Raw genomic sequence first — 26,347 nt, forward strand, 5'->3', positions numbered from 1 at the left:
AGGAACATCCCACTAGTCGAACTTGTAAGTGACCTCGCCGAGGACACCGAGACGCTCGGTCTCCATCTTCAAGTTGGCCGGATTGGTCGGCGTCTTGAACGAATTCGAAGAATCGAACACCCGCGTCGACTGCGCGTCAGTCGTCCACATCGCCCAGTAACGGCCGCCGACACCGACGCTCCACCTGTCGGTCACGTCATAAGCCAGCATCACCTCGAGTTGCGTGCCGACACCGTGCCCCTCCAGCGGATTGGTGCTGGCGAGCATGCCCGAGTTACCGGCGTAGTGATGATCGACGGCGTTGACTGAGACGTACGGCAGGTAAGCCGCGTCTCCAATGAGCTTCAAGCCGGGAGCGAGATAGAACTCCGCCGTCGCACCAAGCCGCACGGATTGCCACTTCGCGCGCTGCGTAATGACGGGATATCCGGTCGCAGGCAGGGAGCCGCCAACATCGGCTCCGAACGGCCCGGCCTGGTTGGCGAGCTGTTGCACGCCGTAAGCGTCATAGCTTTCGGCGTAATAGTTGTATCCCGCGTAGGTACCGAAGCGGTACCGCGACGTCCGCCACCAGTCGTAGCCGACGTCCACGGTGCCGTACCAAGGAATGCTGCCATCAACCTGGCTCAGCGTGTTCGTGTAGGGGATGCGCTCTTTGACGCCGGGAGATACGTCGCGGTCACCCTCTATGTTGAAGTCCTCGTCGTTCATGTGACCGCCGGTCACCGACCCGCCGCCGAGAAAGCCCTTGGCGAAGAGGTTCCATGGAGCTGTAAGACGCCCCGTCACCTCACCCGTGTTGGCAGTCAAATCGTCATACGTGAGCCTCGACACCAGCGTGTAACTCGGCACCGGCTCGTTCCTATACTGGCCGAGGTCGTACTTGTGCCGTCCCCAGCTGTACCAGTACCGGCCGCCGACTTCGAACCCATAGGGGGTCGTCGCAGCAACGGGCTGATCCTTGAGCGAGCCGAACTCTGGCTCCACGGGTGCCCGCGCATTCCCTCCAAATCGGTAGTTCAACCCCAGCTTGAACAGGTGCATGTCCTGGGACAAATGCCCTTCACGCGCCGGCACCCCCTCGATGGCGGCACCCGTCCCGCTCATGTACTCGCTCGGCAGCAGCGAGATCGTCTGCTTCCCGAAGTTCGCATAGTCGTACTCGGCCTTGACCGACCATCCTCCGCTCAGCGCCTGCTCCGCGCCAGCGCCGAGCGTCCAGCCCCATTGGTTGAGATCAGAGTGCCCGCGGGTGAATGGGTTGCCGAACTGACCTCGCGCGGAGTCGTTGGTGATCATGCTGACACCGCCCGACGACCAGGCAGCGCCGCCCTTGCCATAAATGAGGCTTTGGCCGTCGGGACCTAGCGCCAAGCCGATGCGTCCAGTCAGACTGCCGAAGGCGTTGATACCAACCTTGCAGTTGGAATTGATGAACTGGCCAGACAGCGACGAGCACGTGCTCGTGCCTTCTACCTGCGGAAAGGCAACGTCGGCTTCGACGCCATAGACCACCATTCCCGACTGATAGTTGTATCCGACCTGCCCGCCCGCGAACGCGCCCGTCGCCACGTTGGGATTGCCGAAGATCGACGAGCCACGCGGGTCATCGACATCACTGAAGGCGCCGAGGCCGCCGAGTTGCGCACCGACATAAAAGCCGGTCCAGGAGAACGGCGCTGCCACGGCAGCCGAACCTGCGGGATCACCGTCGGCCTGCGCCCACGTCGCTGGAATCAGCAGCGACACCGCAACCAACGCCCTCAAGACGTCTCTACGCGGCATGCTCACCCCGCCAATTTTATGGATCTTGCTAGCTCGCCGCTGACGCTAGTTGATTCGATGAACGACGCTCAACAATTTGGAAGTCTCCGCCCGCTAAGACTGGAGACAACCAGTCAATCGCTCGAGGACCGCAACGTGGCGTCAAAATTCTTCTCGGCCGCAGCAGTATTGCTTGGCCTCTTCGCCGCAGCCCCTGCTGCCAGCGCCGATGATCTCAAAGAGGTCGTCGCCTGCGTGGAGACCGAGAACGGTGCCAATCGCGACGCCCACGGGTGCATCGGGCGCATCGCCGACGCTTGCACCAACACGCCCGATGGTCAGTCGACGCAAGGAGAGGTCGCCTGCGCACAGCAGGAAACTAAGGCTTGGGATGCGTTGTTGAACGAAGAGTATGCAGCCCTGCTCAAGCTGATGAAGCCCGAAGCAGTGGAAGACATCCGCAAGGCCCAGCGCATCTGGCTCACGTCGCGCGATGCCGATTGCCGCGTGCCTTACTACTTCTATGAGGGTGGCACGATTGTCGGAATCATAGGCGCGCGCTGCGAACTCGATCACACCGGCGATCGCGCGCTGCTCATCCGCTCCTGGCGCCGTATGGCGCAAGGAGAGTGATGGACACGGAGAAGGCCAGCTCCTCGATTAGTCTTTGGCGCGTTCGACGTACGAGCCGTCGGCCGTCATGATGACGACGCGCGTGCCGGTGCCGATGTGCGGCGGCACCATAATGCGTGCGCCGTTCGCGAGCTTCGCCGGCTTATAGGACGACGATGCAGTCTGCCCTTTGACAACCGGATCAGCCTCGACGATCTCCAGCGTCACCCGCTGCGGCAGTTCGATCGCGATCGGAACGCCCTCATGCAGCGACAGCGTGCACGTCATGCCTTCTTGAAGCCACTGCGCCTGATCACCGACGACGTCCTTCGACACCGTGATCTGATCGTAGGTCTCAGGATGCATGAAGGTGTAGCCGGTATCGTCCTCGAACAGGTAATTGTATTCCTTCTCGTCGAGGTAGGCGCGCTCGACTTGGTCAGTCGTGCGATAACGCTCGGTCACCTTTACGCCGTCGCCGATGCGGCGCATCTCAAGATGCGTAACGGGCGTGCCCTTGCCGGGATGAATGTTCTCGGCGTGGATCACGACGGCGAGCTTGCCGTCCAGATCCAGCACATTGCCCTTGCGCACCGATGAGGCGATGACCTTGGCCACTGACTTCTCCATTGAAAGGGGACCGGCGCCGGCGCTTTGGCGCGCTCGCGAACGGCCGAAAAGGGGAAAGCTCGGCGCTCTCATACCCTTTCCGGGGCGAAAGGCCAAGCAGGCCCTGAGGCTGCCCCGCCGCAACCCCCACGGCTATGGCACCCCTGCGACTTGCTCTAGAAAGGGCCAATGAGCACCGACCAGCCATGGTGGACCAGAAGCGTCCACGCCGACCGCCGCCCCTTCCTCCTAGCCCGAGGCCACATCAAGGCCGCCGTCCGCGACTGGTTTGCAGGGCAGGCCTTCATCGAGATCGAGCCCGGCTGCCTACAGGTGTCTCCCGGCAACGAGCTGCATCTGCGTGCCTTCCGCACCGAGTTGCTTGCGCCCGATCTCTCCCAGCGCACCCTCTACCTTCACACCTCGCCCGAGTTCGCCTGCAAGAAGCTTCTCGCAGCCGGCGAGGAACGCATCTTCGCCTTCGCGCCGGTCTTTCGTAATGGCGAGCGCGGCGCCCTGCATGCCCCCGAGTTCACGATGCTCGAGTGGTATCGTGCGGGATCTCCCTTAGCCGCAGTCACGGACGACGCCATCGCCCTGCTGCGCACGGCCGCCAAGGTGACCGGAAGCCGACTCATCTCCTGGCGCGGCATTACCTGCGATCCCCACGCCGAACCCGAGCGCCTGAGTGTCGCCGAAGCGTTTTCGCGTCATGCCGGCATCGACCTCATCGCAACGCTCTGCCCCAACGAGAATGATCGCAATGCCCTCGCCAGCGCCGCCGAGGCGGCCGGCGTTCGTCCGCACGAAGACGACACCTGGGCCGACATGTTCGCCAAGGTGCTGACTGCTCTCATCGAGCCAAAACTCGGTATCGGACGGCCAACCTTGCTCATGGCCTACCCCGCAAGTGAAGCCGCACTGGCCCGGCCGATGTCGACCGATCCTCGCCTTGCCGAGCGCTTCGAGCTCTATTGCTGCGGCGTCGAACTGGCCAACGGTTTCGGCGAATTGACCGATCCTGAGTTGCAGCGCCAGCGCCTCACTGACGAGATGGATCGCAAGCAGCAGCGCTACGGGGAGCGCTATCCCATCGACGACGATTTCATCGCCGCCCTCGCGCACATGCCCTCCGCCTCCGGATGCGCACTCGGTTTCGAGCGCCTGGTTATGCTGGCCAGCGGAGCGACCAACATCGACCAAGTGGTCTGGACGCCGCTGCCGCGCGATCCTTGATCCGGCCGCCCTCCTGGACATTGCCAATCGAACCGCCATATTTGCCGCATGTCCAATCCGCGCGACATCACCCTCAGCGACAAACAGTTTGCGCTCATTGCCCGCGCCCTCGCCGAACCACGCCGCTTCCAGATCCTGGAGCAGATCGGCGCGCAGGACGGACTTCCGTGCGTGGCACTCCATGCCAAGCACGACGTCACCGCCGCGACCCTTTCCCACCACCTGAAGGAACTGGAGACCGCGGGCCTCATCGACGTCACCCGCACCGGCAAGTGCATGAGCATGACCGTCAACCGTCCCGTCCTGCGTGCCTATCTCAGCCGTCTGTCCAGCATCTGAACGGCCCCAAGCGGCGCGCCAGAAGGATTTGGTATCCCCGCCCTTGATATCTCCGGACCCATACTTAGATGATCGTCGAAATTAGACGATTATCTAACTATCGGAAAACGGGAGATGTCATATGGGCAAGCTGCAGAACAAGGTCGCGGTTGTAACGGGAGCGTCGAAAGGCATTGGCGCGGCCATCGCCAAAGCGTTTGCCGCTGAGGGCGCATCAGTAGTCGTCAACTACGCTTCCAGCCGCGAAGGCGCCGACAAGGTCGTATCCGAAATCACTGCCAATGGCGGAAAGGCAGTCGCCGTCGGCGGGGACGTCTCCAAGGCAGCAGACGTCAAGGCGCTGTTCGATGCCGCAAAGCAGGCGTTCGGCAAGATCGACGTGCTCGTCAACAACGCCGGCGTCTATGCCTTTGCACCGTTGGAGGACGTCACCGAAGACTCGTTCCACCGGCACTTCAACATCAACGTCCTCGGCCCGATCTTGACGACGCGCGAAGCCCTCAAGCATTTCCCGGCCGAGGGCGGATCAGTCATCAACGTCAGCTCCGTCGCCGCCTTTAACCCGGTCGCCACTGCATCCGTTTATTCCGCCACCAAAGGCGCCCTCGACACGCTGACCCAGGTTCTTTCCGTCGAGCTCGGCCGCCGCAATATCCGCGTCAACTCACTGAGCCCCGGGCTGATCGAAACAGAAGGCACCCACGTGCTCGGCACCATTGGTGGCGACTTCGAAAAGCAGATCGTCGACCGCACGCCGCTCAACCGCGTTGGCAAGCCCGACGACATCGCCCAGGCCGCTGTATTCCTTGCCTCCGACGCCGCGCGTTGGGTGACCGGCGAGCGCCTTGCGGCAGCCGGCGGCTATCGCTGAGCAACGAAGAGCAGGTGGCCGGCACAATGGCGGACCACCTGCTACACTCCCGATCGGCTCGCCTGCCCTCACAAGAACAAGCCGAGGGCGAAATCTATTGTCCGAACTTCACCCCGCCGAAGCGGTAGTTGATACCCGCACGCACGAGGCTCCCGTCCGTGTCGACGCTCCAGCTATTGGAGCCGATGCTGCCGCCGGACGGCGTCGTCAGCGAGATCGACCCGAGGTCGTAGTAGAGATATTCGACTTTCGCGGTCCACGCCGAAGCGCCGTCGATGGCAATCTCCAAACCGCCTCCGATCGTCCAGCCATTGCGGAACGAAGAGTTTGATGCACTCACCGTCGGCGTCGCGCAGAAGACGTCGCACGCCTCCAGCACCGAAACCGTCGTGTCGGCACCCAGATAGCCGCCGGTGAAATAGAGCATCCAGCCGTTCATCAACACGCCGAGACGCCCGCGGATGGTCATGTAGAAGTCGGCGTCCGTCGTCGTCGACGCGTCATAGCCGAACGGAACGTAATATCCGCCGGTCCCGGCAAGGCCGAGATTGCCGAGGTCGCCCTCAATGCCGTAGATCACCGGACCGAGCTGCCAGTTGTAGCCAAGCGTGCCGCCCACGACGAGGCCGCTGGGCGAGTAGCTCCAGGAATCATCGAGCGTGACACCGGTGTTGCCGGTGGCGGTGGAACTGCCCCAGGTACCGCCCAAATGCGCACCGATATAGAAGCCGGTCCAGCTCATCGCCGCGGGGCTATAGGTGGGAACATAGTCGTAAGGTGCGCCGTCGCTCAGCGCCCGTTCGGCAGCGCCGGCCAAAGAAACGCACGCAACGAATACTGACAGCAGATGACGACGCATAAACGCCTCCTCGTAATCAACCGACTGAAGAAACGCATGCACCAGATGGCGCCATCGGTACGCGAAAACGTGGAAGCGGTCGCCGCGTTATCCCCGTGTGTCCCCGCTATCAACAGCGGTCAGAACGAACTTCCACCACTGTTGCCCGCTCGGCACGCTATGATCCGGCCCACGCCGAAACGTCACATCGGGGAGATGTCATGACCGCATTCCGCCGAACTTTGACGACCATCGACGATCTCGCGGACGCAGGATTGATCCCGCAGGACCGCGCAGCAGCCCTTGCCGATGTCGGCGAGCAATACGCAGTCGCCATCACGCCCGCTATGGCGCAACTCATCGATCCGGCCGATGCAGCCGATCCCATCGCCCGCCAGTTCATCCCCGACGCGCGGGAGCTGGATCGCCTTTCGGCCGAAAACGACGATCCCATCGGCGACGACCTGAAAAGCCCCGTACGCGGCATCGTCCATCGCTACACTGATCGCGTGCTACTGAAGCTCGTTAGCGTCTGCCCGGTCTATTGCCGCTTCTGCTTCCGCCGCGAGATGGTGGGGCCCGGAAAAAGCACCGCGCTTTCCGACGCAGATATCGCATCTGCGCTCGACTATATCCGCGCGCACCCTGAGATCTGGGAGGTGATCCTCACCGGGGGTGATCCGCTCATTTTATCGCCGCGCCGCGTCGCCGAGATCACTGCAGCGCTCGGCGAAATCTCCCACGTGAAGGTTCTGCGCTGGCACTCGCGCGTTCCCGCCGTGGCACCCGAACGCGTCACCCCGCAACTCGTCGAAGCGCTCCGCGCATCATCGAAGGCGGTCTTCATTGCGCTCCACGCCAACCACCCGCGTGAACTGACAGCTGCCGCGCGCGAAGCATGCGCGCGGCTCATCGACGGCGGCATCGCCCTCGTCAGCCAGAGCGTGCTCATCAAAGGCGTCAACGACGACGTGGACACCCTGGAAACCCTGATGCGCACATTCGTCGAGATGCGCATCAAGCCCTATTATCTCCACCACGGAGATTTGGCCCCCGGCACCGCCCACCTGCGCACGACGATCGCTCACGGCCAGAACCTGATGCGTCAACTGCGCGGCCGCCTGTCTGGACTGGCGCTGCCGACCTACGTCCTCGATATTCCCGGCGCGCACGGAAAAGTCCCAATCGGCCCGCAATACATCGAGACAGATGACAGCACCGAGTTCGTCGTCACCGACCGCACCGGAGGCGAGCACCGCTATTCCGATTGCGCCCCGCCCGTTTGATCGCCGGTGCGCCACGCCGCGCTGAGAAATCTCTTAGGCGTCGGGTCATCGTCACCGGCCACGGCATCGACCTCATCGAACCAGCGATCGCGCTGGCTCTCCGGCAGCTTCGCTGCACACCACGGACAGTGCGCTATAAGCACGTACGTCGCCCCGCCGTCGTGCACCGGGATCCCGTATTCGTCGAATATCTCGTTGTAGACGATAAGGGCGTCGGCGCATTCGAACGGATCGGCGTGCTGATCGCAGCTAAACCTCAGTGCCGCCCCCATCGTCTCACAGCAGACCCGAAGCGCTGCGGTGGGCGGCTGCCACGGCACCTCCAGCGGCATCCAAAGCACCCGCCGCTCACGAAATAGGTCTGCGCTCATCCCCATCCCCTTGACGCCGGGCAACATGCCCTTGCCCCTCTGCGCCCTTCGATGCCAAAGTGTCGCAATAAAGTTGACCACTGTCACCGCGCGGCATAGCCCGCGGAAAGACGGGGCGCCAAAGGAACCCTTGGGAGGAAGCCTGAATGAACGAGCAGACGAAGCGGGAAAGCTTTTTCGGCGCCTGCCCGCACGACTGTCCCGACACCTGCGCCATGATCTACGAAGTTGACGAAGGAAAGCTCGTCAACGTCAAGGGCAACAAGGACCACCCCATCACCCGCGGCACACTGTGCGTGAAGCTGAAGGACTTTCACGACCACCACCATAACCCCGACCGCGTGCTCTATCCGCTGCGCCGCGTCGGCCCGAAGGGTTCCGGTCCCAACGGCGGCAACACCTTCGAACGCATCACCTGGGACGAAGCGATTTCCGAGATCGGCCGCCGCTGGCGCGATATCATCGCCGAGTACGGCGCTCAGGCGATCATGCCGCAAAGCTATCTCGGCAACATGGGTCTCGTTCAGGGCATCAACTCGGGCGACCCATTCTTCAATCGCCTCGGCTCGACGGTGAACGAGAAGACATACTGCACGTCCGGCTCGTCCTCCGCATGGCTTCTCACTTACGGGCCGACAGGTGGCGTCGATCCCGAGAGCTTCGTCCACTGCAACTACATCGTCATCTGGGCGTGCAACTCGATTTCGACCAACCTGCACCACTGGCCGTTCGTGCTCGAAGCGCAAAAGCGCGGCGCAAAGGTCGTCGTCGTCGACGCCTATAAATCACGCACCGCCAAGGCGGCCGACTGGCACATCTGCCCGCGTCCCGGCACCGACGGCGCCCTCGCCATGGGCATCATCAATTCGATGATCCAGCAAGGGCTCGTCGACCAGGAGTACGTCGACAGCTACGTGCACGGCTTCCCCGAGCTGAAAGAACGCGCCGCGGACTTCACGCCCGAATACGTCGAGGAGGTCACCGGCGTCAAAGCTGCGGACATCGCCAAATTCGCGCGCGAATTCGTCACCAGCCAGCCCTCCGCCATCCGCATCGGCGTCGCCATCGAGCGCTCGGCCGGCGGCGCACAGGCAGCCCGCGCTGTCTACGCCATCCCCGCGCTCGCCGGTTCTTGGCGTCACGTTGGTGGTGGCATGCTGCAGCTCCCGCTGTGGGACTTCCCCGTCGATTGGGTGAAGGCGGCACGCCCCGATTTCATCAAGCCGGGTACGCGCGTCGTCAATAACCTGCGTCTCGGCCAAGCGCTCACCGGCGAGATGAAACTCGACCCGCCCATCAAGAGCCTGTTCGTCTTCTGCACCAATCCCGTCAGCCAATCCCCCGAGACGAACAAGATCGTCGAGGGGCTGAAACGCGAGGATCTCTTCACCGTCGTCGCTGAGCACTTCATCAATGACACGGCAAAATATGCCGACATCATCCTCCCCGCCGCGATGGCGGGCGAAGCCGAGGACATGATGTGGTCTTGGGGGCACTTCTACTTCACGTACAACGAAAAGGCTGTCGAACCGCCCGGCGAGTGCAAACCGACCAGCGATATGTGGCGCCTGCTCGCAGCGGAGATGGGCTTCGACGATCCCGTTTTCAAAATGACCGACTCTGAGCTGTGCGAAGCCTACATCAACTGGGCCGACCCGAAGATGGGCGGCATCGACATGGAGTATTTCAAGCAGCACGGCTACTACAAGATCGACGTCGGCTCTTGCGACACCCGCACACCGCACGCGGAGGGCAAGTTCCCGACGCCGTCCGGCAAGATCGAACTGCTGCTGCACGATGCCCGCAACTTCGTCGCCCCGCCGTTCCGCGCCATGTACGAGGGCGAGCAGGACGGAACGCTGCTCGATCCGCTCCCCGGCTATCAGCCGGTCCGCGAATCTCCGCAAACCAATCCGGAACTCGCCAAGCGCTTCCCGCTCAACATCATCTCTCCCAAGAGCCACGCGTTCCTCAATTCGTGCTACGCCAACGAGCCGCACAAGATCCGCATCCAGGGCGAGCAGTTCGTAATGATCTCGCCAACGGACGCTGCCACGCGCTCGATCCGCGAGGGTGATCCGGTGCGCGTTGCAAACGACCGCGGCTCGTTTGAAGGCGTTGCCCGTGTCACTGACGACGTGAACCCGGGCATCGTCGTCGCGACGCTCGGCTACTGGCGCCAGCTCAATCGCTCGGACGGTTCGGTCAACTCGATCTCGTCCGACGCTTGGTCGAACATCGGACGCGCCCCGACCTACTCGGACAATCTCGTCGAGGTGACGCGCGTCAACTGACGTCCGCCACCGACACTCACACAAGGGGCGTCGCGGTGCTGCCGCGGCGCCCTTCTTTGTCGCCGCGAGTGGTTCAACCTCATGTTGCGGTTGCGCGCCCGCCGACTCGCACACTATTAACGAATTACTAACGGCTTTTTCCCGGGTGAGAGTTTCGCGTCCCCTGACCGACTGGGGCACATCGATGCGGATCACGAGCCGGACACTGGTTGCCGTAATTGTCTCTGCTGTCGGCAGTCTCACAGCGCTCGCGGGCGAGCTGCCTGCGGTCTCCAGCATCAATGGCAAGATCAGTGCTGAAGGCGGCGCCTTCGATGACAGCGGCGCTGGCATCGCGCTCGGCACGCTCGGCGTGCCACTCGGACATTACCTCGGCCTCCAGGCAGACGGCGCCATCGGCACCATCGACGGCGAAACCTTGGGCGGTGGCGGTCTGCACCTCTTCACGCGCGATCCGTCGAGCTATTTGCTCGGCGTCTACGGCAGTTATCATACGTGGGATTCGATCGACATCTGGCGCCTCGCCGGCGAGGCCGAACTGTACTTCGGCCGCTTCACGCTCTCCGCTCTTGCGGGCTATGAGAACGTAGACGTTCCGACCCTTTCCGACGGCTTCGAGGTGCTGACGACCGACGACAAGCACTTCTTCGGTCAATTCGACGCCAGCTACTACGTCACCGACGACATCAAGCTCTCAGCTGGCTATCGCTACCTGAACGAGTCGAGCTTCGGCGCTGCGAGCGCTGAATATCTCGTCCGTAGATTTGAGGTTCCCGTCTCGCTGTTCGCGCGCGGCTATTATGGCGATGGCGACTACAACGCCATCACCGGTGGCCTCAAGGTCTACTTCAGCGACGATCCCAACAAGTCGCTCATCGACCGCAACCGCCGCGACGATCCGGAGAACTATCTCCCCGTGTTCCCGAAGCTCGCCACCAAGGCGTCAACACCGATCTGCAAGGTTAGTGCGCCAGCTGATCAGACATCGAGTGGCGATTGCATCTGTCCGTCCGGAACGGCTCACGCGGGCGGCCATCCCCAATTCATCTCCGTGCTGAATAGGTATTTCTGCGGCACGCCAGCGTAGACAATGGCCTTTCGCTGCATCGCAAAATGGCCGCCCACAGCAATCTAGTCCTCGTCGCAACACCACTCCGCGTCTAAGAGTTATCCATCGCGTGACGGTGGCCCTTGCTACTTGACCCTTCGTCGCTGCAGGTTAGCGTGGCGCTCCATCCGGGTGACGAATTTGAGTTCATGACCGTTTATCTTGTCGGAGACATCGGCGCCACCAATGCCCGCTTTGCATTGGTCGATGCCAAAGGCAGCCTGATCCGCGCCGCCGATCTGCTCTGCCGTGATCATCCGACAATGGCGGACGCCATCACGAGCTATCTCTCGGCAGTTAACGGCGCAGCCCCGCAGCGCGCAGTTCTCGCCGTTGCCACGACTCCGCGCGATGACCGCGTGTCGTTCACCAACAACCCCTGGCAATTCTCGATCACCGAACTTGCGACGCACCTCGGCATCGGCGATCTGCAAGTCATCAACGACTTTCACGCTAACGCACTCGCGCTCCCCCATCTTGCGGACGCGGATGTTCTGAAAGTCGGTGGCGGCGAGCCCATTCAACACGCGCCCATGGGCGTGCTCGGCCCTGGTTCCGGCCTCGGCGTGAGCACGGCCGTCTACGCGGCCGGGCGCTACAAAGCCGTTCCCGGCGAGGGCGGTCATGTCACCATGGCTCCCGCAGACGATCGCGAGAGCGCTGTGCTCAGCGCTCTGCGCAAACGCTTCGGGCACGTCTCAGCCGAGCGCGTTCTCTCTGGCCCCGGTCTCGTCAATCTCTATCGCGCTCTCTGCGAGATCGACGCAAAAGTTCCCGACGACCTTACGGCCGAAGACATCACCAAGGCAGGGGCGTTGGGCGCCTGCGACTATGCCGGCTCCGCCGTCGATATGTTTTGCGCCATGCTCGGCACCGTTGCCGGCAATCTCGCCATCACTCTGGGCGCGCGAGGTGGCGTATTCATCGCTGGCGGCATTGTGCCGAAGCTCGGCGGCACTTTTGCGCGCTCGCAGTTCCGCGAGCGCTTCGAGGATAAGGGACGCTTTCGCGACTATCTCGCGGCGATCCCCACATATGTCATTACCCGCCCGCACGCGGCGCTCGTCGGAGCTGCCAGCCTACTCAACGACGATTGAGCGCGCCACACCTAGGCGCTGAGCGCGCGCGCTTCGTCCGGCGTTTCGATCAGCAACGGCGGTTCGTGCAGATAGCGCGTCGCACGCCGCTTGGCCTCGATGTCCTTCCATACCAGCAACACCTGGGCTTCCGTTAGCGAGGCTGCGCGCGCAACATCTACTACGGGCACACCGTTATCCAAGCCGAAGAGGCAAAGGTCCATCTGCTGATAGGGCAGCGCGAAGTAGAACTCTTCCTGCGTCTGCGCCAGCGACCACGTGTCCGTTGTCGGCGGGCGGCTGCAGATTTCGGCGGGCACGCCGAGTGCCTCGGCAAGCTGATAAACTTGCGTCTTGTAGAGATGCGCAATCGGCTTGAAGTCGGCAGCGCCATCACCGTTTTTTACGAAAAAGCCCTGGTCGTACTCCAGCCGGTTCGGCGTGCCCGACACGGCATAGTTCAGCCGGTCGGCGTGATAGTACTCGAGCTGCTTGCGTGTGCGCTGCTTCATGTTCGTGGCCGCAACAATGCCCTGATACACCGACAGCGGCATGCGCATCTCGCGGCGCTCACCCGATGGCGACTGCACCACGAGCTTCGTCAGACTGTAGCTGTTTCCGTGCAGCGCGTTCGACAGCACGACCTTGCAGCTCCAGTCCGCGGCGTACTCCGGCACGATCTCGCGGATCGCCGCATCTCGGCGCTCGTAGCAACCCGATGCTGCCAGGGTCGGCGCAATGTCTTCGACCACATGACGAATGCCGTAGGCTTCCGCAACGAGCCGCCCCAACCGCAAACTCTCGGGATCGGAATCCCTTTCCGGCATCAGCACCGCCAGCACGTTGTCGGCGCCCAGTGCCGCCACGCATAACGCTGCCGTCACGCTGGAATCGATGCCGCCCGAAAGTCCAACGATCGCCCCGCGCCGGCGCAGGCGCCGCTGCACCTGCTCGCGAATGCCCTCCGCGATACGCGCGATGGCGACATCGGCATCGAGCGTCAGCGCCTCGGCAGAGAACTCGCGCGCTTTGGTCGGATCGAACAACGGCATCTAGGCGTTCCCAGCTTGAGCTTCGGCAACAAGGCGACGGCTGATCTTCCCCGACTCCGTCTTCGGCAGAGCGGGACGGAACTCGACGAACTTCGGCACCATGAAATCTTCCAAGAAGCGGGCGCAGTGGCGCACGATGTCGACTTCGGCAAGCTGCGCACCGGGCTCAGGTGCCACCACCGCCTTGATCGCGCTGCCGAGGATCGGATCGGGCACCCCGATCACCGCCACCTCGGCAACGCCTTCTAGCGCGTAGATGATGTTTTCGACTTCCTTCGGCGCTACCTTTTCCCCGCGCGACTTGATGATGTCGTCCTTGCGCCCGACGAAATAGAGGAAGCCTTCCTTGTCCGCGCGGAACAGATCGCCCGTATGCAGCACGCGCTCCCAGTCATGCGGACCAGGGCGCAGCGCCTGCGCCGTCGCCTCCGGATTCTCCCAGTAGCCCTTCATCACGTGTGCGCCGCGGATCACGAGTTCGCCCACAACGCCCGGCCCAACGCGCTCGCCTTTGTCATCCACCACATAGGCTTCCGTCCCAGGGATGGCGATCCCGACCGAAGTGATGCGGTTCTTCAGCTCGGACGGCGGCAGCCACGTGCAGCGCTTGCACTCCGTCAGCCCGTACATCGAATAGAGCGCCACGTGCGGGAACAGCGCCTGCAGCCGCTCGATGTGCGACGGCGGAAGCGCCGCCGCCGTATTGGTGATGTAGCGCAGATGCGGCAGCGCGCCGGCTTCGAGGTTGCGCTGAGCGATAAGGATCGCCGCCATCGTCGGCACCAGCGGCAGACCCGTCACCTTCTCTTCGGCCACGCGCTGCAGGATCACCTGCGGGAACGCGAACGACTTCTCCAGCACCAGCGTCGCACCGATCTTCACCGCCATCAGCACCTGATAGAGGCCGTAGTCGAACGCTATCGGCAGCACGTTGAGGATGATGTCGTCGCTGGTGTTCTCCAGATACGTCGTGATCGACGTTGCCGCCGCCACGACGTTCTGATGGGTCATCATCACGCCCTTGGGGAACCCGGTCGACCCCGACGTGTAGATCAGCATCGCCAAATCGATGTCGATGCCGGGCGCTGCCTTCAACAGCTCCAGCGACGGAGCGGCCAGCGTATCGCCCCAATGCACGAAGTTTGCGTGCGACGGCGCTGCATCGCCATCCGCAACAACCGTCACTGAGACTGAAGGCGCTCCCACCACCGCGTCCGCGGCTACTTGTACGCCCCTCTGCTGCGTGATCAGCGCCTTGGCGCGGCAGTTGTTGAGGATGAACGTGAGCTTGTCGACCTTGGTCGAAGGATTAACCGGGCAGAACACAGCGCCCGCCTTCAGCACCGCAAAAATCGAGACAACCGCTTCGGCGCAGTTGTCCAGGAAGAGGACAACCCGGTCGCCCCGAGCCACGCCGCGATTCACCAAGCCCTGCGCCAGCTCATCGGACAAATCGTCGAGCTGGCTGTAGGTGACCCTGCGCCCCTGTGCGACCAGCGCCGTCTTGTCTGGGAACCGCGTTGCGCTCTCGCGCAGGAATTCCTCAAAGCGCATCGCCCACTCCCTATCCCTGTTTCCCCGGTCGTCTTTACGCGACCTGCGCCGACGGCTGCGCCGATTGCTTGCGCGCCACATACGCAGTGATCAGGCCGATGGAATCGAGGTTCTCCGGCACGATCTCTTCGTCGTTAACGACGATGCCGAACTCGCTCTCGAGATACGACACCAGTTCCAGAATACCGGTGGAATCGATCAGTCCGGCTCCCAACAGCGATTCATCATCTCCGAGCCCATCGCGACCTTCACGAAAAAGAAAGCTCGTTTCGACGAACTCGCGCACTGCCTGCTTAAGATGGTTGCTCATGCCTAGCCCACTCACTGATTACGCATTGCCCTGGGCGACTGAAGCGCCGCCCCGAAAGGCTTCAGCAGCTGACGTAGCAACGCTCATGCCACGTCTTCCCTGCGCGGGCTTCGTAAACGTCTCGTGCCAGACCTGGGTCGACAGGATGCCAACGAACGCCAGGTTGTCCCTGAACCCCGTCGAAGGCAGCTTCTCGCATTTGGCAACGAGACGGCCGACCAGTTTGCTGTCGAAATAGCCGGCGGCATCTAGGTTCGCGGGCGACAAGTGATCGAGCACCGTGGCCGACACGCGCGAGCGCAAAAATGCGCGGCTCTCCGGCGCGCGGTACGGCTGCTTGGTGCGCTTGGCGATCCCTTCCGGCAGCATGTCCGCGACGCTGCGCCGGAGGATATGCTTCTCAGTCAGGCCCTTCAGCTTCAACCGCGGCGGGATGCGCGAGGCGAGCTCGATCAGTCGATGGTCAAGGAATGGAAACCGGCCTTCGACCCCATTCGCCATCGCCACGCGGTCGCCCTGAGACGATAGGATGTAGCCAGGAAGCAGGAAAGCACTCTCCAGATATTGAGCCTGCGACAGCGGATGCCAGCGTCCAAATTCGGCGGGCAGTTGGTCACGCAAATCGGCAAGCGCATCATAGTCGCCGATGCTGGCCCGTAGATCTGCCGAGAAGAAGCCCTTCGCCGCAGCGCTGGTGCGGAAGCGCGGCAGATGGGAATAGAGCGGATCATTGAGCGCGTCCTGGCTGCCAAAGAACGCTTCCAGATAGCGCTGCGATTGCCCCTGCAGCCGGGGCATGTACGGATAGAGCTTGCGCAACAGCAGCGGTCGCAGGCGCGATCCCGGTTGCGCCGCGCAGAACCGCCGAACCTTGGCCTCTTTGAAGACGTCATACCCGGCAAAGACTTCGTCGGCGCCCTCACCCGTCATCACAACCTTGACGCCGTTTTCGCACACCAGCCGCGACAGCAGCAGCATCGGCGCAGGCGCCGTGCGCATGATCGGCCGCTCGGTATGGCGGATCAGCTCAGGCAGCGTTCCCGCGATATCGTCGTCCCGGCAGTACGTCACCGAATGCCTGAGGCCCAGCGCGGCGACCATCTCCTCCTGGAATACGCTCTCGTCATATTCCGGCGTCTCGAATGCCACCGAGAACGAGCGCAGCTGGTCGGGCACGAACTTTCCAATTGCCGCGGTGGTAATGGATGAATCGAGCCCGCCACTGAGATAAGCGCCAACGGGGACATCGGCACGCAGGCGAATACGCACGGCGTCGAGCAGCATCTCCCGCACTTCTTCGCTCCACCGCGCCTCTTCCCGTTCCGAAACCGGACGATCCTCTGCGGCGTCGGGATAGGAGAACTGCCAGTAGCGGCGCGTCGTAACGCCATCGCGCGTTGCGATCATTACGTGTCCCGGCGGCAGCTCGCTGATCCCCTTGAAGGGTGTGCGCGGCGCCAGCGGGAACCAGAAAGTAAACATCTGGTCGAGCGCGATGGGGTCGAGGGAGGCATCGATGCCCGGCACCTCGAGCAGCGCCTTCACCTCTGACGCAAACGCGATCCCGCGATCGAGCCGAGCATAATAGAGCGGCCTAACACCGACACGATCCCGCGCCAGCATCATGCGCTGCTGTCTTTGATCCCAGATCGCGAATGCGAAATCACCATTGAGTGCTTCGACGCAATCCGCACCGCGCTCCTCGTAAAGGTGCACGATCACTTCGGTGTCGGAGCGCGTCTTGAAGACGTGCCCGCGCGCAATCAGTTCCTCACGCAGCTCTACGTAATTGAATACTTCGCCATTGAACGAGAGCCAGACAGAGCCGTCCTCGTTGCACATCGGCTGGCGCCCGCCGCCAACGTCGATGATGCTGAGGCGCGCATGTGCCAGCCCGGCATCTCCATCGACGTATGTGCCGTTTCCATCAGGCCCGCGATGCTGCAACGTCTCGATCATCCGCATCAGCAGCGCGCGCGCTTCCTCCGGCGCCACCGGCAGTCCGAAGTATCCAGCAATTCCACACATCCGAGAGCTCCAGCGCCACGCGGCCGTTACGCAAAACTTCCACCGATGAGACGAAGCCATGACTCGCCTGCAAGCCCCGTCATCAGCGAACGTGCACCCTGCACCTCGCTGAGCAGCGACTTGTCGCGAGCATGAATGACTGTCGCGGCACCGTGATAGAGAAGACACCGGCGCGACACGAGCGCGTCGAACAGGCCAGGATCTGCGCGTCCGCGCACGCCGACGCAGCCAAGATCGGCGGCCGTACGCAAGAGACTGTCGATCGCCAGCCCCGCGGCGTTAGGTTCGGCCAAGACCTGCAGCACGCGCGCGATGTCGCCGCGCCGCGCATGAAAGAGGTAGCAGGCAACCGGCTTGTCGCCGCGCCCGTAAACAACGCGCCGATGCAGCTCGCCGTAACGCTCCTTGCTCTCGGCATGGGCGAGCAAACGCGGCAAAGCCGGCAACTCCCAATCCGGGCGCAATTGATAGCTGCCGCTCAGCAGCTGGATCGCGTCGAGCACTTCGCCGGTCGTCGCCGCAACATCGCGCGACCCTCGCGTCTCTGTCTCCTCCAGGGCGACAAAGCCAGCAGACGAAGCAAAACGATCGATCACAGAACCCAGCGGGCGCAGTGCTCGCAAAGGCCGAAACGAAGCACCCGCCGCCGCGACACAGAAACCCGCAGGACGCAGCACCTTCAGCCAATCAAGACTGGCCGCAGGAATACGTTCGCCTCCGACGCGCTCCCACATACGCTGCGAAATGCCGTTCGCCGTTTCGCTGAAAGAAAGGTCCTGCGGCCCTGCCAGATAAGCCCGCAATAGCCGCGCCCCGGCCGTCGGGTGATCCTCCGGCCGATCGACCATCATCGAGCCGGCAGCCGCTGCCTCGATAATCCGGCCACCCAGCAGCATGCGGCGCGGCCACACGCCGATGAACCCGCGCACAACGCCCTCCCGGTCGACGAACACGCGCGAACGCGGCTCCGTGCCGTCACGGGCGCTATCGAACAGGATGTCCTCGAAATAGGAGGAGAGCAGAGACTTGGAGGGCGCGCGCCCCTTCATGAAGACACGCGCGAACATTTCGGTCACGGCCGGAACATCCCCGCGTCGGACAGCGCGAATGACCTCACTCATGAACTGATACTCTGCCTACAACCGACCGAAATTGGCGCTAAACACACGCATGCGAGCACACGTCTCAAACTGGGGCGCCGCCTGTCCCAGTCTCCATGCACGCACGAGCCGTTCGGCACCCGATTCTCAGCAACTGCATAACCCGGACCACCTTACGGCCAGGCACACTGCGCCACTTAGACAAAGGTGGTTCGCCAAGTCTTGATAATTTGAGTACGCAAATTAACGACGCTTGGGCCCATCCCAACGACGGGATATATGCGCAACGTCATATTCTACGGGCATTTTCAGCGCACGGAGCGCCCCTGAAAGCGACCGGGTAGGATTAGCCGCGGCCAACCATTTTGGCGCGCATGCTTACCAAGCGATTAAGCTGATCGCACGCGCGTGGGCGCGGCCATAGAGGCTAATGCCGCGATGGGCCCGCCTGGCTGATATCTTCGGCGAGATAGTAGCGGTTGACCCAACCCTTGAGCCGCCCATGCCGAATTGGGCACCATAGATCGCGGCAAGCCCCGACGATCATCACGCCCCGCCCGCGGGCAGGGATCGCGCCCACTGCCTGATGATATTCTGATGGACCACTGCGAACGTTCAGCATGTCGCCGTCCACGACCCTCGACACCCGGAACGTCCCCGGCGAGATCGACGACGTCGACACAGCCGACGCTTCCGCCAAATCGTCGGGAGTGGATTTGCTCGGCTTGACTATGTTCGTTGCAGGCTTCTTCCGCGTGCTGGGAACTTTCGCAACGCGCACGGTCCGCGGCGCCTCCTTGAGCTTCGGAGGCGGCGGCGCAATCGCCACGGCCTCTCTCGTCGGCTCCACCCTCGTGCGGACCGGCGCCACGGGCTGAGCTGCAGGAGCCCGCTCCTCGAAGGAAACGTCTGCCACATCCCCCGCACCAACGCGCATCTTTTCAACCCGATCAGCAGAAGCCGTCTGCACTTTCTTCGGCTTCTCCACTGCAGGGCTCGCCTTTGCGACAATCGCGGTCGGAGACTCGGTGATGGTGGCTGTGCCGCTCTCGCCGCTGTTCTCTTGCCAGTAGACCTTGCTGCCGTCACGCTGCAGCGAAATGCAGCGCGCCTTGGCATCGAACCAGCGGAACCATTTCACGCAAAGCTGGTCGGACTCGGTCCACCAGCGGCCACGATCCTTCATGGCGCCAAGCGTAAGACCCAGCGCACCAGCTTCACCGGAAACGATGCCGTTGGACTCGACCTTGACCGGAATGGAGATACGCAGCGGGGTATCGATCTCGAGCAGCGCGCCCGGCTGCATCACGTGCTTGATATCCGCGCTCGACATGCGAACCGGCTCAGCCGACGCAACGCCGACGCTGCACAACAATCCCGCAACCGTGACCCACCGCAACATCACTTCTCCCAGGTGCCCCCTATGGCACCCTTAATGAAATGAGAAAGTGGCGAGAACCCGGTTGGCACTGCCGTGGTTTCTCCCCACAAAAGGCATGCCTATGTCATCTCTGCCTGCTCACCCGTTCGTTGGGGAGCAATGCTCACCCGGGGAAAGAAGGCCGAGTGCTACGTCGAGCAACACGCGACACACCTTGTCTCAAATCCCAGCATCCACTGTAACCATTAAAGAGTGGTGGCAAAGGCTTGCCCGAACCCTGCGGCCGTGAAGCTGATCGAGCCTCCAAAGGCGATATTGACGCCCCAGACAAAGGATACTCAGATCGTATAGTATTCACGTTCGAGCGCAGAACGCGATAAGGTTCAAGGCTGATCTGACGAGGACGTCATATGACTGCAGAAGCTATGGCCGACGCTCCCACCGGGCGCTGGAAGCGCCTCAAAGAGGCGACCGCAGCGGCGCACCAGCGCATCGACACCCGCATCATGGCCGCGGCACCTTTCGCCTCTCGCGAGCGCTATGGCCTCTTTCTCAAGGTGCAGCACGCCTTTCATCGCGACATCAACAACCTCTATCATCTGCCTGAGTTGCAGAGCGCATTCGATGACCTTCCAGTCCGGGCACGCCTTACGGCCGTCGCCCAGGATCTCGCCGATCTCGGATTCCCCATCCCAGCCGAAAGCGATACCGCGCACGAGATGCCCAAGTTCGACGCCCCCACCGCGGCCGGCTGGCTCTACGTCGCCGAGGGCTCCAACCTGGGTGCAGCGTTTCTGCTCAAGGCCGCCAGCCGCCTGGGCCTCAGCGAGGACTTCGGCGCGCGTCACCTCGCAGCGGCGCCAGAAGGGCGTGGCATCAGCTGGCGCAAGTTTACAGCCGCGCTCGATGCGATGACACTGACCAAAGCCGACGAGGAACGCCTCTTTGCCGCCGCCCGCAACGCGTTCGAGCGCGTACATGCCCTCGTCGAGTTGATGATGCCGCTCCCCGGACCAACAGCCCCGGCCTCGCAGCCAGAGATCGCCACCTGAGGGGACCGTCGCAAAGGAGCAACGTGAGACAGATGGGGCGCTACCTCTACTTCAGTCTCGGATGTTTGTTTGTGGCTTTGGGAATTATTGGCGCCATGCTGCCGGTGATGCCCACGACGATATTTCTCATCCTCGCCGCTGGCTGCTTCGCGCGGTCCTCACCCGCCTGGGAACGCTGGCTTCTCGAGCATCCGCGCTTTGGCCACACTCTCCGGAGCTGGCGCGAGGAAGGAGCCATACCCCGCCGCGCAAAATTCCTGGCCTGCGTGGGCATGACTGTCGGGCTCTTGCTCTTTTATATCGGCACCCACCCCGGCCCGCTCCTGCTTGCCACAGTCGCCAGCGTCATGATTGCCTCCGGCATCTATGTCCTGTCACGCCCCCTGCCGGCACCTCGCAGCCCGCCGCCCCAGTCGAACGACTGACAAGCCTCTCCCGCGCTCCCTCGCGCCGCTTGCCTGCTAGCAAACCGCGCGTCACGTTCGACACGGCCTCGCGATTCGCCGAGCCTTCCGCGAACTGCACGTGAACGAGCGTATTCACCGAAGGGAGCCAGACCGAACGTGAATCCCACGCCTTCGACGCTCCTCGTTTGTGCGCACATCCTCCCCGGCCGCGAATCCGATTTCGCGCTGTGGCAGGCACGCTGGCAAAGTGCGTTGCTGACGGCTTCAGACGCTGTAAGCGCCGAGCTCTGGCCTCCGTCGCCGCCCGATCAGCTCGAAGCCGTAGCCCTCGCGCGCTTCAACTCGCTCGACGCGCTGCGCCAATGGCGTCACGGCGACACCAACCGTAAGCTAGTCGACGAGGTAGTCCCTCTTGTAGAAGCAGGCGTCGTCATGCAGCTCGTCGGCCGAGCGGCGGCCGAATACGCCGTCGTCAACGGCGTCAGCATGGTCGTCACCACGCGTCTGAAGCCCGGCCGCGAAGGCGCCTACCGCGTGTGGGCCAATCGCATGCAGAAGCTGCAGGCGACGTTCCCAGGCTTCCTCGGCTCATTCGTTCAGCCACCACTCAAGGGCGAGATGGACTGGACCACGGTCCTCCGCTTTGACACTGCTGCAAACCTGGAGCGCTGGCTCAAGTCGGACGAGCGCACGTCGATGATCAACGAGAGCGCAGATTTCGTCGGCGATTTTCACGTCTCTCGCGTCGACACGTCATTTCCGGGCTGGGTCCCGAACGACCCGGCAACGGGATCGCCGCCCAGCATGTGGAAGACAGCCTGTCTCGTACTGCTCACGCTCTTTCCGGTTGTCATGCTGGAGATGCGGTTTTTGAGCCCGCACCTCGAACACCTCAATCCGGCGCTCCGCACATTCATCGGCAACGCCATCAGCGTCGGCCTCACCACCTGGCCGCTGATGCCGCTGGCAATCCTCGCCTTTCGCGGGTGGCTCTATCCGGAAGGCTACCCACGCTGGTGGAAGTGGGCGATGCCGGCAGCACTCGTCGCAGGCTACCTGATCGAGATCATTCTGCTTTGGAATCTTATTGCGCCGGCTTGAGGCGGTGGCGTCGGTGCGCGGATTCTGTGCACCCAGCCGCTGCATGCGGCACGAAACTCAAGTGCTATAAGCTGCAAAATCATCGACCCACTTCGGCGATCTCTTTATGCTTCCCGGCAAACGCTAGCACCCACTCTTTAGACCCGACGCTGGCTCTAGCGCCCCGTTGGATGCTCGCCGAATTGATACGACAAGGACCACCATGGTTGAGACGATGACCCAGCTCGACCTGCTCCTATCGCAGCGCTCGCTGAACGATGAGCAGCTCCAGGCCGCGGCTGAGAAGGCCGCCGACTATCGCATTCTGCCCGACGCCAACGTCATCAAGATCGGCGGGCAAAGCGTCATGGATCGCGGTCGCGCCGCCGTCTATCCGCTCGTCGACGAGATTGTCGAAGCCCGCAAGCAGCACAAGTTGCTGATCGGAACCGGTGCCGGCACAAGGGCTCGCCACCTCTATTCGATTGCCTCCGAACTCAACCTGCCCGCCGGCATTCTCTCGCAGCTCGGCGACGCGGTCGCTGACCAGAATGCGGCGATGCTCGGTCAGCTTCTCGCCAAGCACGGCATTTCAGCCGTCAGCGCCGCTGGTCTCTCGTCCGTTCCCCTCTTCCTGGCGGAGGTGAATGCGGTCGTCTTCAGCGGCATGCCACCCTACTCGCTTTGGATGCGTCCCTCGCGCGAAGGTGTCATTCCGCCCTATCGCACCGACGCCGGCTGCTTCCTCGTCTCCGAGCAGTTCGGCTGCAAGTCGATGATCTACGTAAAGGACGAGAACGGCCTCTACACCGCGAACCCCAAGACCTCCAAGGACGCCACCTTCATCCCGAAAATTTCGGTCGACGAGATGAAAGCGCGCGGCCTGCACGACTCCATCCTCGAGTTCCCCGTGCTCGACCTATTGAAAGCCGCACGCCACATTCACGAGGTGCAGGTCATCAACGGCCTCGTGCCGGGTAACCTGACCCGCGCCCTCGCCGGCGAGCATGTCGGCACCATCATCACCGCGAGCTGAAGAGCGCCCCATGTCCGACAGGTCCAACGACATCAAGCACGTCGACTCCGCGCTCGCGCGCCAGACGCTACTCGACGGTTCGCTCACCGCGCCGGTTGCCGGGCACCGCCCCATCCGCATTCTGCCATGGCTGCAGGTGGTCAAGATCGGCGGCCGCTCCATCATGGATCGAGGTCGCGCCGCCATCGTCCCCATCGTCGAGGAAATACGCAAGCTGCTGCCTGAGCATCGCCTGTTGCTATTGACTGGCGCCGGCATCCGCGCACGCCACCTTTACACTGTGGGGCTCGACCTCGGCTTGCCGGTCGGCTCGCTTTCTTCGCTAGCAGCCACCGAAGCCGGTCAGAACGGTCATATCCTCGCTTCCATGCTCGCGCCCGACGGCGTTTCCTACGTCGAGCACCACACGTTGGCCAACCAGCTCGCCATCCATCTTTCCGCCGCGCGCGCCGTCGTAGGCAGTGCGTTCCCGCCCTACCATCATCACGAGTTCCCCACCTCACGGATCCCGCCGCACCGCGCCGACACCGGCGCCTTCCTGCTGGCCGATGCACTGGGTGCTGCCGGGCTGACCATCGTCGAGGATGTCGACGGCCTCTACACCGACGACCCAAAGACATCGGATAAGAAGAAGCCGCAGTTCATCAGCGAGATCAACGCCAGCAAGCTCATCAAGCACCCTGGCACGCTGCCGTTCGACCGCATGTTGGTCGATGTGATGGTCAATGCGCGCAACATCGAGCACGTGCAGATCATCAACGGCCTCGTGCCCGGCAAGCTTACCGCCGCCCTGCGCGGCGAACATGTGGGAACCATCATTCACACAGGCGCTGGCAAAGGCTGACCTGCTACGTGACGCCTTGGCCGTAGCTGGAATCGGGCGTGCAAATGCGGAACTGGGGGCCAATACGCAAACCGGGCCACAGCATCACGCCGTGACCCGGTTGACGAACAACACAGCGGCCGGTGTGCGCCAGCCGCGCGCTATTTCAGCTGATTGAGCGAAGTGTCGAATGACAGGCTCATGAAGAATCGGTTGCCGCACGAGTCGGCTTGACCGATGAACAGAACGCACTCGCTGTCGGACAGATCGGAGCCCGTGTAGCGCAGGTCGAGCGTGGCAGCCTTGTAGGTGAAGCCACCACCGACATTCCAGAACGTGTAGCCAGGCGCAAAATCATCGCTGACCCACTGATGCCCGATCTCGCCCGACACATACGAACCGATGTCGTGCGGCAACCGTAGCTCCGGCAGCGTGCGCTTGGCGAAGAATGAGGAGTGCGAGCCCGCGATGCCGTTATATCCGACGAACGAGTTCGACCAGTAAATGTTGGCACCAACGGTGAGATCGGGCGTCAAGGCATACTTGCCGACGCCGTAGATCTTCCAGAAGTCGAGCTGGTGACCCTGATCCTCGCCCTGATAGTCGATGTAAACGTAACCGACGTCGAGACTGAGCGGATCCCACGTATGACGGATACCGCCGTAGTAATCGAACTCGGCATAGGGATTGGTACCGTCGAAATTGACGTTCGACGAGAAGAAGCCCGCATAAAGGCCGTTCTTGAAGTCGACCTCGATGTAGCCCTGCGCGGCAGGGTCGCCCTGCGTCTGCGAGACGCTGCGCAGGTTGTATTCGTTCGCGATCTTCGTCCCGAACAAGATATCGAACGGCAACGGCTGGGACGTATCACCCGCGAAAGCAGGAGACGCGAGGCTCAGGAGGACACCTCCAACTGCGAGCGACAGCTTTACTGACGACATATTTTATTTCCCCGTAGTTCACGACTGACATTTATCATCTAGATGGAGTCTAAGCAGGATTCCTAGATAAAAACGGAGAAAACAGTCATATGTGATTAGTATTGTTGCCCCGCGAACGCACTGCATGCTTACGATGCAATAAAGGGCCGCAATGCCTAATCAAGCGCCAGTAGAGCTAAGCGTATTTACTATGCGCTTATACAGAAAGACGTGCGCGCCCGAGGTGGAATTCGCGGGCGCGCTCTGCACGTGCAATTGATCTGTCAGGTAGCGGTAGACGATGCGTGCGGCCGCCGGAGAAAGGGCCGGTTTCCAGAGCCAGATGTCCTGCTCCCGGTCGACCCCCTCCTGCACGAACAGGGCGTCTTTCGCATCGCCCGCGCAGCCGACGTGCCACTCTTCAGGCCGTCCTCCGAATTCCTTGATGTAGCTCAGGAACTCGAATTTGATCTGCTGCGGGCTGAACACGATGTTGTTCATCACGGCGCCAGATGCAGACGCGCATGACGGGAAACCTCTGAGGTTCGCGTACGCCAGGCTTCGACGAGTGCTACGCCGCGACGCTTTTCGTCCGACGACATTTGCTCGACGATCTGCTCCAGCGCATTGAGTGCCGTACCCACGCCGTGTTGTGCGGCGAGCGCCAGCCAAAGATAGGCTTCAACCCTGTCCTTCCCGACACCCAGCCCGTTGGCATAGAAGAACCCGAGACGCGCTTGCGAGGGATAGTGCCCCGCCTCGGCCGCCGCCCGGTACCATTTGGCGGCAAGCGCGTGATCGGCTGGAATGCCCTCACCCTTCGAGTAGAGCGTTGCCAAATTGTATTGCGCGAACAGATCGCCCTGCTCTGACGCCTTGGTCAGCCACAGCACGCCTTCCGCTTCATCGCGCGCAACGCCTTGCCCCATAGCCAGCATCGCACCGAGATTGGTCTGCGCCTGCACATTGCCGGCCTCAGCAGCCTCGCGGTAAAGCGCAACCGCAGATGCGAGCGAAGCGTCGACACCTTCACCGTTGGCGTAAAGCGCTGCGAGCCACGCCTTGGCCTCGACATCGCCCTGCCCAGCAAGTTCCTCGAACAAGCTGAATGCTTGCCGAAAGTCGCCACGCTCATACGCGCCAACAGCAGCGGACAGCGCTGAAGCTTCGTCTATCTGAAGCGAAAGGGAGAGCATTCTG

The 26,347-nt window shown here is 62.4% G+C and carries 26 protein-coding genes; 13 read left to right on the plus strand and 13 right to left on the minus strand.

Features of this window, described 5'->3' with window-relative positions:
* Positions 1-12: 12 nt before the first annotated feature.
* On the minus strand, positions 13-1,785 hold the full coding sequence (locus NDB2M4_RS19170; RefSeq protein WP_072377939.1) for an outer membrane beta-barrel protein: 1,773 nt from the start codon (positions 1,783-1,785) through the stop codon (positions 13-15).
* Between the two features lie 135 nt (positions 1,786-1,920).
* Between NDB2M4_RS19170 and NDB2M4_RS19175 the strand changes: the two genes are divergently transcribed.
* Positions 1,921-2,397, plus strand: a complete 477-nt coding sequence (locus NDB2M4_RS19175) for a lysozyme inhibitor LprI family protein (RefSeq protein WP_171988147.1) — start codon at positions 1,921-1,923, stop codon at positions 2,395-2,397.
* 27 nt (positions 2,398-2,424) lie between these two features.
* Here the strand turns inward: NDB2M4_RS19175 and efp are convergent, their stop codons facing one another.
* Entirely contained in the window at positions 2,425-2,994 is a 570-nt protein-coding gene (gene efp / locus NDB2M4_RS19180; protein ID WP_072378354.1) for an elongation factor P, read from the minus strand.
* Positions 2,995-3,174: 180 nt separating this feature from the next.
* Here efp and epmA point away from each other — a divergent pair, with 180 nt between their 5' ends.
* From epmA to NDB2M4_RS19195, 3 genes are all read left to right on the plus strand, one after another.
* Complete coding sequence (gene epmA / locus NDB2M4_RS19185; RefSeq protein ID WP_072377943.1) at positions 3,175-4,221, plus strand: EF-P lysine aminoacylase EpmA; 1,047 nt, start codon at positions 3,175-3,177, stop codon at positions 4,219-4,221.
* A gap of 48 nt (positions 4,222-4,269) precedes the next feature.
* The gene (locus tag NDB2M4_RS19190) at positions 4,270-4,560 is read left to right on the plus strand and encodes an ArsR/SmtB family transcription factor (protein ID WP_171988149.1); all 291 of its coding nucleotides are present in this window, start codon (positions 4,270-4,272) and stop codon (positions 4,558-4,560) included.
* A gap of 121 nt (positions 4,561-4,681) precedes the next feature.
* Positions 4,682-5,431, plus strand: coding sequence for an SDR family NAD(P)-dependent oxidoreductase (locus NDB2M4_RS19195; RefSeq protein ID WP_072377947.1), 750 nt, complete (start codon positions 4,682-4,684; stop codon positions 5,429-5,431).
* 94 nt (positions 5,432-5,525) lie between these two features.
* Here NDB2M4_RS19195 and NDB2M4_RS19200 read toward each other — a convergent pair whose 3' ends face one another.
* Positions 5,526-6,290 (minus strand): outer membrane protein, encoded by a 765-nt coding sequence (locus NDB2M4_RS19200; RefSeq protein WP_139247384.1) that lies wholly within the window; start codon positions 6,288-6,290, stop codon positions 5,526-5,528.
* A 200-nt stretch (positions 6,291-6,490) separates the two neighbouring features.
* Here NDB2M4_RS19200 and NDB2M4_RS19205 point away from each other — a divergent pair, with 200 nt between their 5' ends.
* Positions 6,491-7,555 carry a lysine-2,3-aminomutase-like protein gene (locus NDB2M4_RS19205; RefSeq protein ID WP_072377950.1) on the plus strand — a complete coding sequence of 355 codons (1,065 nt, stop codon included), beginning with the start codon at positions 6,491-6,493 and terminating at the stop codon, positions 7,553-7,555.
* On the opposite strand, the gene NDB2M4_RS19210 is transcribed toward NDB2M4_RS19205, so the two are convergent.
* Entirely contained in the window at positions 7,528-7,926 is a 399-nt protein-coding gene (locus NDB2M4_RS19210; RefSeq protein WP_072378356.1) for a DUF6980 family protein, read from the minus strand. The genes NDB2M4_RS19205 and NDB2M4_RS19210 overlap by 28 nt on opposite strands.
* 146 nt (positions 7,927-8,072) lie before the next feature.
* On the opposite strand from NDB2M4_RS19210, the gene NDB2M4_RS19215 reads away from it, so the two are divergent.
* The 3 genes from NDB2M4_RS19215 (at position 8,073) to glk (ending at position 12,425) form a co-directional block, all read left to right on the plus strand.
* A complete protein-coding gene (locus tag NDB2M4_RS19215) occupies positions 8,073-10,220 on the plus strand; it encodes a molybdopterin-containing oxidoreductase family protein (RefSeq protein WP_072377952.1) in 2,148 nt (715 codons plus the stop codon).
* A 184-nt stretch (positions 10,221-10,404) separates the two neighbouring features.
* Complete coding sequence (locus NDB2M4_RS19220) at positions 10,405-11,307, plus strand: hypothetical protein (RefSeq protein ID WP_072377954.1); 903 nt, start codon at positions 10,405-10,407, stop codon at positions 11,305-11,307.
* 170 nt (positions 11,308-11,477) lie between these two features.
* Entirely contained in the window at positions 11,478-12,425 is a 948-nt protein-coding gene (glk, locus tag NDB2M4_RS19225) for a glucokinase (RefSeq protein ID WP_072378358.1), read from the plus strand.
* Positions 12,426-12,436: 11 nt separating this feature from the next.
* Here the strand turns inward: glk and nadE are convergent, their stop codons facing one another.
* The 6 genes from nadE to NDB2M4_RS19255 all read right to left on the minus strand — a co-directional run bounded on the left by nadE (position 12,437) and on the right by NDB2M4_RS19255 (position 19,850).
* Positions 12,437-13,456, minus strand: a complete 1,020-nt coding sequence (gene nadE / locus NDB2M4_RS19230; RefSeq protein ID WP_072377956.1) for an NAD(+) synthase — start codon at positions 13,454-13,456, stop codon at positions 12,437-12,439.
* Entirely contained in the window at positions 13,457-15,010 is a 1,554-nt protein-coding gene (locus tag NDB2M4_RS19235) for a class I adenylate-forming enzyme family protein (protein WP_072377958.1), read from the minus strand.
* 34 nt (positions 15,011-15,044) lie between these two features.
* Complete coding sequence (locus NDB2M4_RS19240; protein WP_072377961.1) at positions 15,045-15,320, minus strand: acyl carrier protein; 276 nt, start codon at positions 15,318-15,320, stop codon at positions 15,045-15,047.
* 18 nt (positions 15,321-15,338) lie between these two features.
* Positions 15,339-17,348, minus strand: coding sequence for an asparagine synthase (glutamine-hydrolyzing) (gene asnB, locus NDB2M4_RS19245; protein ID WP_072377963.1), 2,010 nt, complete (start codon positions 17,346-17,348; stop codon positions 15,339-15,341).
* A 26-nt stretch (positions 17,349-17,374) separates the two neighbouring features.
* On the minus strand, positions 17,375-18,424 hold the full coding sequence (locus NDB2M4_RS19250) for a hypothetical protein (RefSeq protein WP_139247385.1): 1,050 nt from the start codon (positions 18,422-18,424) through the stop codon (positions 17,375-17,377).
* 451 nt (positions 18,425-18,875) lie between these two features.
* Positions 18,876-19,850, minus strand: coding sequence for an SH3 domain-containing protein (locus NDB2M4_RS19255; protein WP_072377967.1), 975 nt, complete (start codon positions 19,848-19,850; stop codon positions 18,876-18,878).
* A 389-nt stretch (positions 19,851-20,239) separates the two neighbouring features.
* Here NDB2M4_RS19255 and NDB2M4_RS19260 point away from each other — a divergent pair, with 389 nt between their 5' ends.
* The 5 genes from NDB2M4_RS19260 (at position 20,240) to NDB2M4_RS19280 (ending at position 24,248) form a co-directional block, all read left to right on the plus strand.
* Positions 20,240-20,881, plus strand: coding sequence for a biliverdin-producing heme oxygenase (locus NDB2M4_RS19260; RefSeq protein ID WP_072377969.1), 642 nt, complete (start codon positions 20,240-20,242; stop codon positions 20,879-20,881).
* 32 nt (positions 20,882-20,913) lie between these two features.
* Positions 20,914-21,306: a YbaN family protein gene (locus NDB2M4_RS19265; protein ID WP_072377971.1), complete on the plus strand. Its 393-nt coding sequence runs from the start codon at positions 20,914-20,916 to the stop codon at positions 21,304-21,306.
* Positions 21,307-21,444: 138 nt separating this feature from the next.
* Positions 21,445-22,389 carry an antibiotic biosynthesis monooxygenase gene (locus tag NDB2M4_RS19270; protein ID WP_072377973.1) on the plus strand — a complete coding sequence of 315 codons (945 nt, stop codon included), beginning with the start codon at positions 21,445-21,447 and terminating at the stop codon, positions 22,387-22,389.
* Between the two features lie 202 nt (positions 22,390-22,591).
* Entirely contained in the window at positions 22,592-23,404 is an 813-nt protein-coding gene (locus tag NDB2M4_RS19275) for an amino acid kinase family protein (protein ID WP_072377975.1), read from the plus strand.
* 10 nt (positions 23,405-23,414) lie between these two features.
* Complete coding sequence (locus tag NDB2M4_RS19280; RefSeq protein WP_072377977.1) at positions 23,415-24,248, plus strand: amino acid kinase family protein; 834 nt, start codon at positions 23,415-23,417, stop codon at positions 24,246-24,248.
* 140 nt (positions 24,249-24,388) lie between these two features.
* Here the strand turns inward: NDB2M4_RS19280 and NDB2M4_RS19285 are convergent, their stop codons facing one another.
* The 3 genes from NDB2M4_RS19285 to NDB2M4_RS19295 all read right to left on the minus strand — a co-directional run bounded on the left by NDB2M4_RS19285 (position 24,389) and on the right by NDB2M4_RS19295 (position 26,343).
* On the minus strand, positions 24,389-25,168 hold the full coding sequence (locus NDB2M4_RS19285; RefSeq protein ID WP_072377979.1) for a TorF family putative porin: 780 nt from the start codon (positions 25,166-25,168) through the stop codon (positions 24,389-24,391).
* 159 nt (positions 25,169-25,327) lie between these two features.
* Positions 25,328-25,648 carry a hypothetical protein gene (locus NDB2M4_RS19290; RefSeq protein ID WP_072377981.1) on the minus strand — a complete coding sequence of 107 codons (321 nt, stop codon included), beginning with the start codon at positions 25,646-25,648 and terminating at the stop codon, positions 25,328-25,330.
* Entirely contained in the window at positions 25,648-26,343 is a 696-nt protein-coding gene (locus NDB2M4_RS19295) for a tetratricopeptide repeat protein (protein WP_072377983.1), read from the minus strand. Before NDB2M4_RS19295 ends, NDB2M4_RS19290 begins: the two co-directional genes overlap by 1 nt.
* Positions 26,344-26,347 lie beyond the last annotated feature (4 nt).

The organism is Hyphomicrobium sp. NDB2Meth4 (assembly GCF_900117445.1).
Taxonomy (GTDB): Bacteria; Pseudomonadota; Alphaproteobacteria; order Rhizobiales; family Hyphomicrobiaceae; genus Hyphomicrobium_A.

Excerpts from the sequence above, each read along its gene's own strand:
- NDB2M4_RS19255 (WP_072377967.1), bottom strand. The coding sequence starts at position 19,850 with ATGTTGCGGTGGGTCACGGTTGCGGGATTGTTGTGCAGCGTCGGCGTT.
- NDB2M4_RS19210 (WP_072378356.1), bottom strand. The coding sequence starts at position 7,926 with ATGAGCGCAGACCTATTTCGTGAGCGGCGGGTGCTTTGGATGCCGCTG.
- NDB2M4_RS19290 (WP_072377981.1), bottom strand. The coding sequence starts at position 25,648 with ATGAACAACATCGTGTTCAGCCCGCAGCAGATCAAATTCGAGTTCCTG.
- NDB2M4_RS19215 (WP_072377952.1), top strand. The coding sequence starts at position 8,073 with ATGAACGAGCAGACGAAGCGGGAAAGCTTTTTCGGCGCCTGCCCGCAC.
- nadE (WP_072377956.1), bottom strand. The coding sequence starts at position 13,456 with ATGCCGTTGTTCGATCCGACCAAAGCGCGCGAGTTCTCTGCCGAGGCG.
- NDB2M4_RS19275 (WP_072377975.1), top strand. The coding sequence starts at position 22,592 with ATGGTTGAGACGATGACCCAGCTCGACCTGCTCCTATCGCAGCGCTCG.
- NDB2M4_RS19190 (WP_171988149.1), top strand. The coding sequence starts at position 4,270 with ATGTCCAATCCGCGCGACATCACCCTCAGCGACAAACAGTTTGCGCTC.
- NDB2M4_RS19170 (WP_072377939.1), bottom strand. The coding sequence starts at position 1,785 with ATGCCGCGTAGAGACGTCTTGAGGGCGTTGGTTGCGGTGTCGCTGCTG.
- NDB2M4_RS19200 (WP_139247384.1), bottom strand. The coding sequence starts at position 6,290 with ATGCGTCGTCATCTGCTGTCAGTATTCGTTGCGTGCGTTTCTTTGGCC.
- NDB2M4_RS19235 (WP_072377958.1), bottom strand. The coding sequence starts at position 15,010 with ATGCGCTTTGAGGAATTCCTGCGCGAGAGCGCAACGCGGTTCCCAGAC.
- epmA (WP_072377943.1), top strand. The coding sequence starts at position 3,175 with ATGAGCACCGACCAGCCATGGTGGACCAGAAGCGTCCACGCCGACCGC.
- NDB2M4_RS19280 (WP_072377977.1), top strand. The coding sequence starts at position 23,415 with ATGTCCGACAGGTCCAACGACATCAAGCACGTCGACTCCGCGCTCGCG.
- NDB2M4_RS19240 (WP_072377961.1), bottom strand. The coding sequence starts at position 15,320 with ATGAGCAACCATCTTAAGCAGGCAGTGCGCGAGTTCGTCGAAACGAGC.
- NDB2M4_RS19260 (WP_072377969.1), top strand. The coding sequence starts at position 20,240 with ATGACTGCAGAAGCTATGGCCGACGCTCCCACCGGGCGCTGGAAGCGC.
- NDB2M4_RS19265 (WP_072377971.1), top strand. The coding sequence starts at position 20,914 with ATGGGGCGCTACCTCTACTTCAGTCTCGGATGTTTGTTTGTGGCTTTG.
- NDB2M4_RS19220 (WP_072377954.1), top strand. The coding sequence starts at position 10,405 with ATGCGGATCACGAGCCGGACACTGGTTGCCGTAATTGTCTCTGCTGTC.
- asnB (WP_072377963.1), bottom strand. The coding sequence starts at position 17,348 with ATGTGTGGAATTGCTGGATACTTCGGACTGCCGGTGGCGCCGGAGGAA.
- NDB2M4_RS19295 (WP_072377983.1), bottom strand. The coding sequence starts at position 26,343 with ATGCTCTCCCTTTCGCTTCAGATAGACGAAGCTTCAGCGCTGTCCGCT.
- NDB2M4_RS19205 (WP_072377950.1), top strand. The coding sequence starts at position 6,491 with ATGACCGCATTCCGCCGAACTTTGACGACCATCGACGATCTCGCGGAC.
- NDB2M4_RS19195 (WP_072377947.1), top strand. The coding sequence starts at position 4,682 with ATGGGCAAGCTGCAGAACAAGGTCGCGGTTGTAACGGGAGCGTCGAAA.
- NDB2M4_RS19285 (WP_072377979.1), bottom strand. The coding sequence starts at position 25,168 with ATGTCGTCAGTAAAGCTGTCGCTCGCAGTTGGAGGTGTCCTCCTGAGC.
- glk (WP_072378358.1), top strand. The coding sequence starts at position 11,478 with ATGACCGTTTATCTTGTCGGAGACATCGGCGCCACCAATGCCCGCTTT.